General features: G+C 58.5%; 10 protein-coding genes and 1 pseudogene. 1 reads left to right on the plus strand and 10 read right to left on the minus strand.

The window, feature by feature from the left end; translation table 11 throughout:
- Nucleotides 1-132: 132 nt before the first annotated feature.
- From minE to BLP93_RS07580, 6 genes are all read right to left on the minus strand, one after another.
- Nucleotides 133-387, minus strand: a complete 255-nt coding sequence (gene minE, locus BLP93_RS07555; RefSeq protein ID WP_092119456.1) for a cell division topological specificity factor MinE — start codon at nt 385-387, stop codon at nt 133-135.
- Nucleotide 388: 1 nt separating this feature from the next.
- Complete coding sequence (minD, locus tag BLP93_RS07560) at nt 389-1195, minus strand: septum site-determining protein MinD (RefSeq protein ID WP_092119459.1); 807 nt, start codon at nt 1193-1195, stop codon at nt 389-391.
- 283 nt (nt 1196-1478) lie between these two features.
- On the minus strand, nt 1479-2162 hold the full coding sequence (gene minC, locus BLP93_RS07565; protein WP_161946232.1) for a septum site-determining protein MinC: 684 nt from the start codon (nt 2160-2162) through the stop codon (nt 1479-1481).
- 197 nt (nt 2163-2359) lie between these two features.
- Nucleotides 2360-3991, minus strand: coding sequence for a sensor histidine kinase (locus tag BLP93_RS07570; RefSeq protein ID WP_161946233.1), 1632 nt, complete (start codon nt 3989-3991; stop codon nt 2360-2362).
- 4 nt (nt 3992-3995) lie between these two features.
- Complete coding sequence (locus tag BLP93_RS07575; protein ID WP_092119468.1) at nt 3996-4439, minus strand: response regulator; 444 nt, start codon at nt 4437-4439, stop codon at nt 3996-3998.
- Between the two features lie 51 nt (nt 4440-4490).
- Complete coding sequence (locus BLP93_RS07580) at nt 4491-6497, minus strand: PAS domain-containing sensor histidine kinase (RefSeq protein WP_161946234.1); 2007 nt, start codon at nt 6495-6497, stop codon at nt 4491-4493.
- A 447-nt stretch (nt 6498-6944) separates the two neighbouring features.
- Between BLP93_RS07580 and BLP93_RS07585 the strand changes: the two are divergent.
- Nucleotides 6945-7612 (plus strand): annotated as a pseudogene (locus BLP93_RS07585) (DUF1028 domain-containing protein).
- 177 nt (nt 7613-7789) lie between these two features.
- Here BLP93_RS07585 and BLP93_RS07590 read toward each other — a convergent pair.
- The 4 genes from BLP93_RS07590 to BLP93_RS07605 all read right to left on the minus strand — a co-directional run bounded on the left by BLP93_RS07590 (nt 7790) and on the right by BLP93_RS07605 (nt 12370).
- Entirely contained in the window at nt 7790-10078 is a 2289-nt protein-coding gene (locus BLP93_RS07590; RefSeq protein ID WP_092119475.1) for a molybdopterin-containing oxidoreductase family protein, read from the minus strand.
- Nucleotides 10079-10138: 60 nt separating this feature from the next.
- Nucleotides 10139-11116 carry an alpha-ketoacid dehydrogenase subunit beta gene (locus BLP93_RS07595; protein WP_092119478.1) on the minus strand — a complete coding sequence of 326 codons (978 nt, stop codon included), beginning with the start codon at nt 11114-11116 and terminating at the stop codon, nt 10139-10141.
- Between the two features lie 73 nt (nt 11117-11189).
- Nucleotides 11190-11408: a hypothetical protein gene (locus tag BLP93_RS07600; RefSeq protein WP_092119481.1), complete on the minus strand. Its 219-nt coding sequence runs from the start codon at nt 11406-11408 to the stop codon at nt 11190-11192.
- On the minus strand, nt 11405-12370 hold the full coding sequence (locus BLP93_RS07605; RefSeq protein ID WP_092119484.1) for a thiamine pyrophosphate-dependent dehydrogenase E1 component subunit alpha: 966 nt from the start codon (nt 12368-12370) through the stop codon (nt 11405-11407). Before BLP93_RS07605 ends, BLP93_RS07600 begins: the two co-directional genes overlap by 4 nt.
- Between the last annotated feature and the right edge of the window lie 266 nt (nt 12371-12636).

A 12636-nucleotide genomic window follows, 5' to 3' on the forward strand; every position in this document is an offset into this window, starting at 1 on the left:
CGAGTTTTGTGGCTTCGCAAGTTCCATCGCCGATTTACGGTACCCGTGCCTGTCCCCCTGTTCCGGATCGGGTTGTCATGCAGGGGGATCGGCGCGAGCTAGGCGAATTACGGCTCAGTCAGACACAGACGCTCAAGACTTGTTGTCCGGCAAGGTAACGTTGAATTCAAGAACTTCGCAATCGCCGTCTCGGTTCACGTCCACGTTGATGTTCTCCAGTTCGACATGCACATACTTCTGGACGACAAGCAGGATTTCCTGTCGCAGTTGGGGCAGGAAATCATAGCCGGAATTCTGGGCGCGTTCGTGAGCGACAATGATTTGCAGACGGTTCTTGGCGACCTGGGCCGTGGGCTTCTTGGATCGAAAATAACTGAAAATACCCATCTCAGCCCCCCAACAACCGCGAGAAGAATCCCTTTTTGACGGGATTGATGAATCGGTGGGCCACGTCTTCTCCAAGGAGCCTGGAAACGGCGTCCGCATAGGCCTGACCGGCATCGCTGGGTTCATCCAGGATGACCGGTTCACCGGAATTGGAAGCCGTCAGGACCGCTTTGGATTCCGGAATGACTCCCAGCAGAGGGATGTTCAGAATTTCCTGGACGTCCTCCACGCTGAGCATGTCGCCGCGCTGAACCCTGGCAGGATCGTAGCGGGTCAGGAGCAGATGCTCCTTGATGACTTCGCCGTTCTTGGCCTTCAAGGTCTTGCTCTGCAGCAAGCCCAGAATGCGATCCGAGTCGCGGACTGAGGAGACTTCCGGGTTGGTGACCACGATGGCCTCGTCCGCGAAATGCATGGCCATGAGTGCGCCGTGTTCGATCCCGGCGGGCGAGTCGCAGATCACGAAGTCGAATCGTTTGGACAAATCCTCCAACACTCCGGCCACGCCCTCTTGGCTCAGTGCTTCCTTGTCCTTGGTCTGGGACGCGGGCAGGATATAAAGATTTTCCACCCGTTTGTCCCGGATAAGGGCCTGGTTCAAGGTGGCGTCGCCTTGGATCACGTTTACGAAGTCGTAGACCACCCGGCGCTCGCAACCCATGATCAAATCCAGGTTGCGCAGGCCGACGTCGAAATCAAGGACAGCGGTTTGAAAGCCGCGCCGGGCCAGACCGGTAGCCAGCGAAGCGCTGGAAGTGGTTTTCCCCACGCCTCCCTTGCCTGATGTGACAACGATTATCTTCCCCACACTTCCTCCTGATCAAAGGCCTGATTCAAGGCACGCAAAGGTTTATGTTGTTGGCGCACGGCTCCGCGCCGCAGTGGACTTGTTGTTTATTTGGTTCAACTCGGCATTTGCCAGGATCGAAATCGAAATCGAAATCGAAATCGAAATAGTTTCATGATCGAATTGTTTTTTCGATTCCGATTTCGATTGCGACTCCGAGCATGAACTGGGTATTCGTTTTCAATTGAACCGCAAATGAGAATAAGCTGTATGTCCGGACTATTATTGACGCATGATTATCCGATCAAACGACGTCGATCAGCAGTTGCTGTCCTTCAAGACGGATCTGAACGGCTCGGCCAAGCATGTCCTGAGGCAAATCCTCGCTGACCTGGTAGAATCCGGCCACGGAAACCAGATCCGCACGCAGTTCCTTGCAGAAGATGCGGGCGTTCTCGTTGCCCATGACGCCGGCCAGGGCGCGTCCGCGCAACGGGGCGTAGATGTGCACGTTGCCGTCCGCGATGACTTCGGCGCCCGGCCCAACCGAGGCCAGAACGATCAGATCGCGGCCCTTGGCGTAGATCTGTTGCCCGGACCGAACCGGTTTTTCCACCAGCATGGCGTGCTGAGTGATGGAGGGACAGACTGGTTCCTCTACTGGAGCCCGGGGCATGGTCTGCTTGCCGATGGCGAAGACGCCGAGATGAAGATTCGGAGCAAGCCGCTCATGGTACTCATTGCCGCCCTGGATGCCCACGGGCATCATCCCTTTGTCTCGTAGGGCACGGACCAGTCCGGACAGATTGATGCTTTCCCGCAGTTCTCCGAGTGCGCTGAGATCTACGATCACGGCCATGTTACGAAAGAATTCCGGTGTCTGGCTGAGACGGTCCTCCACATCGGTCAACAATTCATCCAAATTCGGGGTCAAAGGACGGAACAGGGTGCATGGCGCGACTTTGCCTCTGATTTCAAACGCAGGCATGAGATGGTCCTCGATTTCCGCGAACGCCGATTCGGTCCGCATGGTGGGAATGTCCGTGCTTGGTCATGGACGCAAGGTTTACAGCGGGACGGGCTTGAATACAAGCCCTGGCCGCTGTTGCTCAGGCGGAGAGGGAGGGGGACGGGAGGATTTATATTTGAATGTGATTTCGAGGGCAATTCTCGGCGCCTATCACGCTATGACAGCGGCAGCGCTCCGGCATTTTTCCGCAATGCCCCCCCAACTGAAAAGGCCGGCATGGTCGCTGATAGTTTGAACGGCAAAATGACATGCACCGTGGTTCCTTCGCCCTCCTCGCTGTCGACGCAAACATCACCGCCCATCAACTGTACGAGTCTCTTGACGATGGCCAGCCCCAACCCCGCTCCCTGGTAGCAGCGGGTGTAGGAATCGTCTACCTGTACAAAGGGTTTGAACAGGTCCTTGAGATTTTCGTGGGGAATTCCAATTCCGTTGTCGGAAACGCGGAACAGCAAACGCAGGTCGCTGTTTTTGGCGGGGGAGAGTGGAAGCATTTGAACGAGAACGACACCCCTCTCAGAGAATTTCAGGGCATTGCCCACCAGATTGAAAAGGACCTGGCGGACGCGAACCTCATCGCCTATGAGTCGCAAAGGTATGGAAGGATCGACAAAACATTCCAGGGCGACGCTTTTGTCCCGGGCCGTGACCGTGAACAGATCCACAACCGAGTCGCTAAGGTCCGTGACCTTGAACTCAGTCTCGTGGATTTCCATCTTGCCGGCTTCCACCCTGGACAGGTCCAGGATGTCAGTGAGCAGCCTGGTTAGTCTGTCGGCAGATGTCATTGCCAGTTGCACATATTGCGTCTGTTCGACGTCCAGTTTCGTGGTCCGCAGAAGCTGCATCATGCCCATGATGCCGCTGAGCGGAGTCCGGATTTCGTGCGACATGTTGGCCAGGAAGACGGACTTGGCTTGGTTGGCGGCTTCGGCCTGGGCCTTGGCCTTGATGGCTTCCTCCTCGGCCCGTTTGCGCTGGGTGACATCATGGCCGATGCACAGGATCTGCTTCTCGCCATTGTCCCCGATCACGACCCGGTTGCTCCAGGAGATCCAGACCCGACTGCCGTCCTTGAGGAGGTTCTCGTTTTCGTTGGTGAGGTACCGGTCCGGGTGGAGGGTGATGTCCCGGATCATGGCGGCCATGTCTCTGTTTTGGCTGTCATAGGCGGAAAGCGTTGTGCCGATGACATTTCTTCCCAATACTTCTTCCTTGGCATACCCAAAAAAACGTTCCGCGAATTCGTTGAAATAAAGCAAGAACCCATCCTGATCCATGCGCAGAATGATACTGTTGGAATTTTCCACAAGTTCGCGATATTTTTTTTCGCTTTCCCTGAGCGCCTTTTCCGCGGCATGGAGTCGCTGCTCCGTGTCTAATTTGCAAAACAGGCGCTCAAACGCTTTGGGTAGAAGATCGGTCAGGGCCAGATCCTTGACCAGATAGTCGTCCGCTCCCAGCTTCATCATTTCCACGGCCAACCGTTCATCCCCCTGGCCGGTCATGACGATGAACGGGGCGTGAAGACCGCGTTGCCGCAAGGCATTGATCAGGTCTCTGCCTGTTGTGTCCGGGAGTTTTTGATCCAGCAGCAAAGCCTGATCCGGAAGCGCCTGGATGCGCTCCACGGCTTCAGCCCCCGTGGCGACGCTCGCGGCCTCGAACCCGGCCTTGCGCAGTCGCTTTTCGAGCAGTTTCCTCAATCCCTCGTCGTCTTCAACGATCAGTACGCGCCTGGGATTGTCGGGGAGGACGTTGATAGACGTTTCACTGGGTGAACGCATGTGATCAATCTCCATTGACTTTCGGAACCTGCACGACCATCAGGAACAGTCCAAGCTGGCGAATGGCGTTCACGAACTCTTCATATTCAACAGGTTTGGTAATGTAGCTGTTGCATCCCATGGCATGACAGCGCGCTACTTCCATCGGGTTGTCAGTGGTGGTGATCATGATCACCGGCAGCTTGCGCAATTCCGGATCGCACTTGATCCGGGCCAGCACTTCCAGCCCGTCCAGCTTGGGCATGCGGATGTCCAGCAGCAGGACATAGGCCGTACCGGACTTTCGTTTTCGGCCGTCTCCAAGACGCAACAGGAAGTTCACGATTTCCTGGCCGTCCCTGAAATGGAGCATCTCGTTGAGAATGCCGGCTCTGGCCAGATTTTTCCGGATCAATCCCGCATGCCCTTCATCATCTTCGGCTATAAGAATGACAACTTCCTGATTCATATCGTTTTCCTGTTGGTTGTGACCAAATCTCGCAGTTTGCGGGGCGGGTGGTTATATGCCCGGAGCAATCGGCAAAGACACGATAAAGCGACTACCTTGGCCGTGTTCAGATTCGACCCGGACAGTACCGTCAAGTCGCTCCATGACCTGGCGGACAATGGTCAATCCCAATCCTTCGCCTTCGCTACGTTTGGGATCAAGCCGGTGAAAGAGCTCGAAAATGTTTTTCTGGTGCCCTGCTTCGATCCCGATTCCGTTATCCTCCACGCAATACTCGCAGCGGATGTCCTGGACGTTGCCGTTGATTCGGATCACGCCGGGTCGGCCCGGATCCAGAAATTTCAAGGCGTTGCCCAGAAGATTCGAAAAAACCTGGGTGACCTGTACCTCGTCGCCTCGGCACGGCGGCAGATCGCCCATAACGATGCCGACGCCGGAGTTCTCGATCTGAAACTCCATGGCCGCGATCACTCTGGCCATGAGCTCGTTCATGTTCAGCGAGCTGATGTTCAGGGGGGCCCGGCCCGAGCGGGACAGCTTCAGAAGGCCTTTCAGCAGGGCGTCCATCTGGGAGGTGCTGGTCCGGATATAGTGCAGGGCATCTTTCATGTCCTGGAGCGGGGTGCGGACAGCGGCTTGGAGTTCCGCGTGGGAATCATGATCCCAGTCCAGGGCCTTGCCGAGATCCTCGACGGCAAATTCCAACTCTCTGCCGTAGCCGTCCACATTGACCAAAGGTGAACGCAGATCATGGGAAGCGACGTATACCAGTTGCTCCAGCTCCTTGTTCTTGGCTGAGACCATCTGCTGCATCCGCGTAATTTCGGTAATGTCCGTGGCAATGGTGGCGAAGCTGCCGATGCTCGGACAGACCGCGGATATGGAAAAATATTTGTCCATTGGGGCAAAATAGGTTTCGAACCTGTGCGGTTCTCCGGTCAAGGCCACCCGGCTGTATTCCTTCAGATAGGGAGGGGTTTGGGACTGGTATGCCTCGGTAGCCGGCTTCCCCTGGACGTCGTTCTTCGACAATCCCGTGATGCGGGTGAACGCTTCGTTGCAGTCGTTGATCAGATAGTTGACCGGTTCCCCCTGCTCGTTGAGCATCAGTTCATGCAGGACAACCACTTCGGTCATCGAGGAAAACAGGGCATACAGTTTTTCCTCGCTGACACGCAGCGCATTCAGGGCCCGCCGCGTCTCCTCTCCGGCCTGTTGGGCCTGCTTCTTGGCGAGTTCAGCCGCCCTGGCCTGTTCCTCGGCTTGCTCCTTGGCCAGGATCAGAGCCTGTTCGGCTTGTTTCCGCTCGGTGATGTCGCGAAATTCGACGACCCGGACCATTTTGCCCTTGTATGGAATGTTCCGTGCTTCCAAGCGGATGGGGTATTCTTCCTTGTTCTTGCGGATTCCGATCGCCTCATAGGGCTTTTCATACCCGGTGCGGATCTTGCCCATCACCATTTCACGGGTTTTTTCGGAGATGAGCAGCAGGCCGTTCATCCCGATCAGTTCTTCCAGGGAGAAACCTGTTATTTCGGATAGCCCCTGGTTGCATTCCAGGATTACGCCCTGGTCATGGATGGCGATGCCTCCGAAAGAGGCATTATGCAGGGCCTTGAAGCGGGCTTCGCTCTCCCGCAAATCCATTTCGATCCGTTTGCGGTTGGAAATGTCCGTGTAGAAGCCCTGGTAGGCAATGATCCTTCCGTTTCCGTCACGCACGGCCTGCGCGGTTCGGGAACACCAAAAAATCGTCCCATCCCGCCGACGCAATTGGAATTCGTGATTAACCAATTCGCCGTACTCTTCCATCAGGCGCATGAATTCCAATCTGTCGGCGGGATTGACGTATTGCTGGCTGCCGATGTCCGTGACTGAATCCATCAACTCTTGCGGGGAGTCGTACCCGAACATCCGGGCTGTCGCGGAATTAGCGGAGATGTAGCGACCTTCAGGCGTGGAGGTGAAGATGCTGATGGGAGCCGTTTTCAGGACTTCCCGGATGTTGATGCCTGGAGCAAACCCGCTGTCGTCAGTAAGGGGCGATGTTTGGGACATAACGATTTTATCAGCCTTCAAGGTAATTATTAAGAACGTGACCGGGCTGGGGCTGTGTGAAAAAAAGGTTTTACACATGTAAATAGAAGATTACGACAGTACCTGGTTGCCGGAGTCAGCCTTGTCGTCAGTCTTTGCCCGGGGCAATCTGTTTTAGGCAAAAGAGCCGCTGAATCAGTGCAATCCGGAATAGTATTTTTTTTTTGTGAGAATCTTTCGCATGGCAGTCCGTAATGAGAGCAAGCTCCGTAGATTCAGTTGGTTGAGTAGTACAATCATACTCCACCAAATGGCAAGGATATTGCTGTTCATGTTTGGAAACAGCACATTGTTATTATGTAGAATACGCAAACTTGCCTCCATGATCACCTGCTATACAATTTTATAATTCGCCGGTCGTACTGACCGGCCAGCATCAGCGTAACTACCTCATGCAAAGGAGTTCCCATGACCCTATCCATCGTTGCCCACTGTCCACGAACCGGCCAGTTCGGCGTGGCCGCGGCCACCGCCATGCCGGCTGTCGGCAAACTGTTGACGCATGCAGCTCCCGTATCGGCGCCATAGCGACCCATGCGCGCATCAATCCCTATCTCGGGATCGACGGATTGGAGTTGCTGCGCCGCCGTCTTGCGGCAGTGGATGTGGCTGAACTGCTCCAGCGATCGGACCCGCTGATCCAGACTCGCCAGTTTGCCGTGTTGGATATGGCCGGTCGGGCCGTGGCCTTTACCGGAACGGATTGCCCCGACTGGGCCGGTCACCGCGAAGCTGAGGGCTTTTCGGTCCAGGGCAACCGCCTGGCCGGACCGCGGGTGGTGGATGCCGCAGCGGAGTCGCTCCAGCACACCGCGGAGCAGGAGGAACTCGACCTGGCGGCGCGCCTGGTTGCGGCCCTGGAGGCGTCCGAGGCCGCGGGAGGCGACGTGAAGGGGGAGGAGTCCGCGACAATCTATGTGGTGGACACCGAGGACTATCCCCTATGGGATATCCGGGTGGACCTGCACGATGACCCGGTGGCCGAGCTGCGCCGGCTGCATGATGTCTTTCGAGAGCGATTGCTGGATAAGATCCTGGCCATGCCCACCCGGAGACATCCCGCGGGTACGTTGTAATATCGGCAACACTTGGTTCGTCCGAGCACGAGAGGACTGGATACCCGCCTTCGCGGGTATGAGTGATTCGGACACGGCGTTGCAGAACAAGTCATTCCCGCGAAGGCGGGAATCCGGAACATGCTTGCCTCTGCCGGACATGAATCTCCGGCAGAGGCGGCATGACGGCATTTGCGATCAGGCCTTTTCGATCCGGCACATCAGGGCCGAAAAAGGCCAGGAACCGATTTCCGGGCTGCAGAACTCCGGTTCCATGGGGCAGAGCATGTTGATGTTGGACTCGAAGACCCCGAACAGCTCGGGAAGGGCTTCCTGGCGTTCCGGGAACCACCATCCGTGCTGGGCGTCGACCATTCTGGGATGGATGCGCGTCGAGGTGCGCAGGCGCATCCGGGCCCTGCCCCTGGGGGAGACGACAAAGACCCACTGGTCGTTTTCCAGTCCCTGTTTTGCGGCCGTGTCCGGATGCAGGAGCACCAGCGGATCCGGGACCTGTTTGCGCGCGGATTCGATCTGGCGCTGCTCCGAGTGGTACATGGGCATGAACCGGCTGCCGGTGATCAGGATCAGGGGGAATTCGGCCACCAGTTCCGGGTCGCCCAGCGGACTCCAGAGCGGTTCCTTGTACTTGGGCAGAGGGTCGTTGCCCAGTTCCTCGAAAATGGCGGAGTACAGTTCCACCTTGCCCGAGGGCGTGCCGAAGCCGGACTGCTCATAGCGCTTGAACTCCGGCGTTCCGAAAAATCCGTACTGCTCGGTCAACTGCCTGAAGGTCAGGCCCGTGGGCTCCAGGCGGAAATCGCAGGCCTGTTCCAGGGTTTCCCAGGGCCACTGGTCTTCCTGACCCAGGCGCAGACCCAGGCCGCGGTAGAACTGGTAGGTGTCCTTGCGTTCAAACAGCGGCTCGATGCCCGGAGGGCAGGCCATGCAGAATCCGCCGGTGACCCACAGCTCGGGCTGTTCCACCGTGGTGGCCGATGGGAAGACGTAGTCGGCCAGGGCCGCGGACGGGGTCATGTAGTATTCCATGACCACGTACAGCTCCAGCGCGCTCAGGGCATCGAAGACCATTTTCGGGTCCGGGAAGGAGAGCATGGGGTTGCTGGCGACAGAAAACATGGCCGTGATCGGGTAGGGTTTTTTGGTGATGGCCGCCTGGAACACGTCCCGGGCGTGGGCCACGCAGGTCCTGTACATGGACGGCGGGTTGACCTGGCCCTTGGGCAGCTTTTGATTGTTGGCCAGGTTGCGCTCCCAGCCCGGGAAGCCGAAGAAGGGGTAGGTATCCGCGCCGAGCTGCTTGGCCCGCTGTTCCGGCCCGATGGCCTCGGCAGCCACGAGATCGAACTCGCCGCGCACCCTGGCCACTTCAGGGGTCTGGCCGAAGGTTTCCCCGCCCTGAATTTCCAGGTTGCCGGTAATGGCCCGCAGGATGGCCCGGGCCCTGGCGCACTGGTTGGAATTCACGCCTTGCTTGTCCAGGCCGTAGGCGTAGGGCAGCTGGGCCGGTTTGGAGGTGGCGTAGATCCGGGCCGCGGCCGTGATCTGCTCCACCGGGACCCAGGTGATCTCGCTGACTTTTTCCGGCGTATACTCCCGCACCGCGTCCCGAAGTTCGTCAAATCCCACGGTCCAGTTCTCTACGAAATCCTTGTCGTACAGATCCTCCTCGATGATCAGCCGGATCCAGCCCAGCATCAGGGCCAAGTCCGTGCCCGGCCGGATCTGCAGCCACATGTCCGCCAGGGCGACTTCGTCGATTTCCCGGGGATCGACCACGATGATCGTGGCCCCCTGCCGGCTGGCCGCCTGAACGCCCGGCCAGGCCTGGATCGGCGAGGAGTTGGCCGAGGCCCGGCCCCAGATCACCAGGCACTTGGCCTGCCTAGCATTGCCCCGGGCCATGCCGCCGTAGGTGGCGAACTCCGTGGCGTAGGACGGGCACATGCAGATGTTGTTCGCCCCGCAGACGTTGGGTGAGCCGAACAGGTTGTAGAACCGCCGGCAGTCCCAGTGATGAGTGCGGCTGGTGCCATGGGTGAAGCCCAGGGTTTCCGGGCCGAATTCATCCCGCAGGCGGGCCAGCTTCCCTGCCACCTCGTCCAGGGCCTGGTCCCAGGAAATCCGCTCCCACTTGCCTTCGCCCCGCGCTCCGACCCGTTTGAGGGGATAGTTGATCCTATCCGGATGATGGATGTGCTCGGCCATGAGCAGGCCGCGTTCGCAGATCAGCCCGCGGGTCACTGGATGGTCCGGATCGCCGCTGACCTCAATGACCCTGCCGTTTTTCATGTGCAGCAGGGTCCCGCAACGAGGATGGCACAGCCCGCAGTAGCTGCGCTTGACCTCGTCCCGATCCCCGGGTCCGGCTTCGGCATTGTAGGCGTACAGCGGAATGCCGCCCAGGGCCAAGGATGACGTGACCAGGGCCGAATAGTGCAGGAATTTTCGGCGGTTGATTTGCATGATTCCTCCGGTGTTGAAAGGATGGGAAGGCGCGCAAGAGACAGTCTTTTGGCAAGCCCCCTACAAAATTTCCTTGATTGCCGATATCAGGCTTTGCGCATTGGGAATATAAAACCGTTCCTGGGGCGGGCTGGCCGGGACCGGGATGTCCGGGCCCGTCACCCGACGCAGGGGTGCCTTGAGATCGGCAAAGGCTTCCTCCATGACCACCGCGGCCACTTCGCCGCCAAAGCCGCCAGTCCGCGTGGCCTCGTGCAGGACCACCAGCCGGCCTGTTTTCCTGACCGACGCCAGCAGGGTCTCCTTGTCCAGGGGAACCAGGGTCCGCAGGTCCACGATTTCCGTCTCGATCCCTTCCCCGGCCAGTTGATCCGCCGCTGCCATGGCCACGCCCAGCATGCTGGACCAGGTCGCCACGGTGACGTCCTTGCCCGGACGTTTGACGTCGGCCTTGCCGATGGGCGTTAGATACTCCTCTTCGGGAACCGGCATGGGCGCGAAGTAGAGCCCCATGTGCTCGATGAACAGCACCGGGTTGTCATCCCGGATGGCCGACTTGAGCAGACCCTTGGCATCCGCGGAAGTGGCGGGCATGACCACCTTTAAGCCAGGGCAATGGGCAGCCCAGGCCTCCAGGTTGTGGGAGTGCTGGCAGCCCGCGCCGAATCCCGCGCCTGTCTTCATGCGCACCACCAGGGGAAAGGAGGACTTGCCTCCGGACAGATAGCGCAGCTTGGCCGCATGGTTGACGATCATGTCCGAAGCCAGGGTGAAGAAGGGGTTGAACATGATCTCCACCACGGGCCGCAAACCGGCCTCGGCCGCGCCCACGGCCAGCCCGGCGATGGCCGCCTCGGACACCGGGGTGTCCTTGACCCGCTTTGGTCCGAATTCCTCCAGCAATCCGTGGGTGGGAAACATGGGGTTGACGTGAATGCTGACCCCGACGCCCTCCCCGGCTATGAAAACGTTGGAATCCCGGCGCATCTCCTCCCGCAAGGCCTGATTGACGGCCTGTCCCATTCCGAGTTTCTGCATGTCGCTCTCCCTTTATGCTGACCCCGCTGGGGGGTATTTTTTCAAAGGTACTCCAGTGAATATGGTCCCCGATCTACTCGAAATCGCAATCCCAATCCCAATCGCTATCGCAATCGCTATCGCAATCGAAATCTAAATCGGCTTCGGCTCCGAGTAGACGCTCTCTCTGCACCTGTTGATGATCGTGGGTGGGTTGCCCTTTTCCGATTATTCCAATTTTTTCGATTTCGATTTCGATTTCGATTTCGATTGCGATTGGATTGGTGAATTGATCGGAGGGGGGATTGGTCAATCGACCCAGACATCCTCCAGGGCTTCTTCCGGAGCGGGGTAGGGGCTGTCCTCGGCGAATTGCACCGCATCGCGGACAACTGCCTCGGCCTTGGCCTGCATTTCATGCAGTTCCTCCGCGGTCAGCACGCCTTGTTGCAGAAGGTCGTCCCGCAGGCGGGGGAGGGGGCATTTTTGCTGCCATGCCGTAATTTCATCCTGGGGCTGATAATGTTGCGGGTCCGTCTCTCCGTGGCCCCGGCAGCGGTAGGTCTTGCATTCGATGAGGGTCGGCCCTTCGCCCGCTAGGGCGCGTTGTCTGGCTTCATGCACGGCCTTGTACACCGCTGTGGCATCGTTGCCGTCCACGACTACGCCGGGCATGGCATAGGCCGCTGCCCGGTTGGCGATGTCCGTAACCAGGGTATGCTCTTCGCAGCGCTGGGCGCCGGCGTAGAGGTTGTTCTCACAGAGGAAGATCACCGGCAGCCGCCACAGGCTGGCCAGATTCAGGGCCTCGTGAAAGGAGCCCTCGTCCGCCGCGCCGTCGCCGAAAAAGCAGACGGTCACCCGCTGCTCGCCCTTGTACTGCTGGGCAAAGGCCTGGCCCACGGCAATGGGCAGACTCGCACCCACCACAGTGGACGTGCAGGGCGCGTTGACCTCGGGCACGGCCAGATGCAGCGTACCGCTTTTGCCCTTGTTGCAGCCGGTGCGTTTGCAGAAGATTTCGGCCATCAGGGCATTGGGGTCCGCGCCCTTGGCCAGGAGATGGTTGTGGCTGCGGTGGTTGGTGATGATCACGTCCTCCGGTTCCAGGGCCGCGCAGGCTCCGGAGCCCACGGCCTCCTGTCCCGTGCAGAGGATCATCATTCCCGGAATCTTGCCCTCGATCTTGCATAACTCGACCAGGGCGTCCTCGAAATGCCGGGACAGAAGCATGGTCCAGAGCATCTCCCGTTTTATTTCCGCTGAAATCTCCATGCGACCTCCATTCGTTGGTGGGTGTAGAGTAGAGCGCTAATTCCTTCGTCACTCAGGACTTTTTACCGAACGCCTCGTCGCACGCGACTACTACGTGTCTACTGATATGCATCCCGGACATCAGCGCCCCCTCGTCGAACCGTACGTGCGGTTTTCCCGCATACGGCTCTCCGATGATCTTTCAGCCACAGGCATTCACAAGGAGTTGACGGCTTTTGTATCTCTTACGCAGGTAGACCAACCCCAGGCCTTGCAAGGCCGCATAC

It is taken from the genome of Desulfonatronum thiosulfatophilum (assembly GCF_900104215.1).
Lineage (GTDB): Bacteria > Desulfobacterota > Desulfovibrionia > Desulfovibrionales > Desulfonatronaceae > Desulfonatronum > Desulfonatronum thiosulfatophilum.

What these genes read in the sequence shown, in the direction of transcription:
- BLP93_RS07575 (WP_092119468.1), bottom strand. Translation starts at nt 4,439, where the DNA reads ATGAATCAGGAAGTTGTCATTCTTATAGCCGAAGATGATGAAGGGCAT.
- minC (WP_161946232.1), bottom strand. Translation starts at nt 2,162, where the DNA reads ATGCCTGCGTTTGAAATCAGAGGCAAAGTCGCGCCATGCACCCTGTTC.
- BLP93_RS07570 (WP_161946233.1), bottom strand. Translation starts at nt 3,991, where the DNA reads ATGCGTTCACCCAGTGAAACGTCTATCAACGTCCTCCCCGACAATCCC.
- BLP93_RS07605 (WP_092119484.1), bottom strand. Translation starts at nt 12,370, where the DNA reads ATGGAGATTTCAGCGGAAATAAAACGGGAGATGCTCTGGACCATGCTT.
- BLP93_RS07590 (WP_092119475.1), bottom strand. Translation starts at nt 10,078, where the DNA reads ATGCAAATCAACCGCCGAAAATTCCTGCACTATTCGGCCCTGGTCACG.
- BLP93_RS07580 (WP_161946234.1), bottom strand. Translation starts at nt 6,497, where the DNA reads ATGTCCCAAACATCGCCCCTTACTGACGACAGCGGGTTTGCTCCAGGC.
- minE (WP_092119456.1), bottom strand. Translation starts at nt 387, where the DNA reads ATGGGTATTTTCAGTTATTTTCGATCCAAGAAGCCCACGGCCCAGGTC.
- BLP93_RS07595 (WP_092119478.1), bottom strand. Translation starts at nt 11,116, where the DNA reads ATGCAGAAACTCGGAATGGGACAGGCCGTCAATCAGGCCTTGCGGGAG.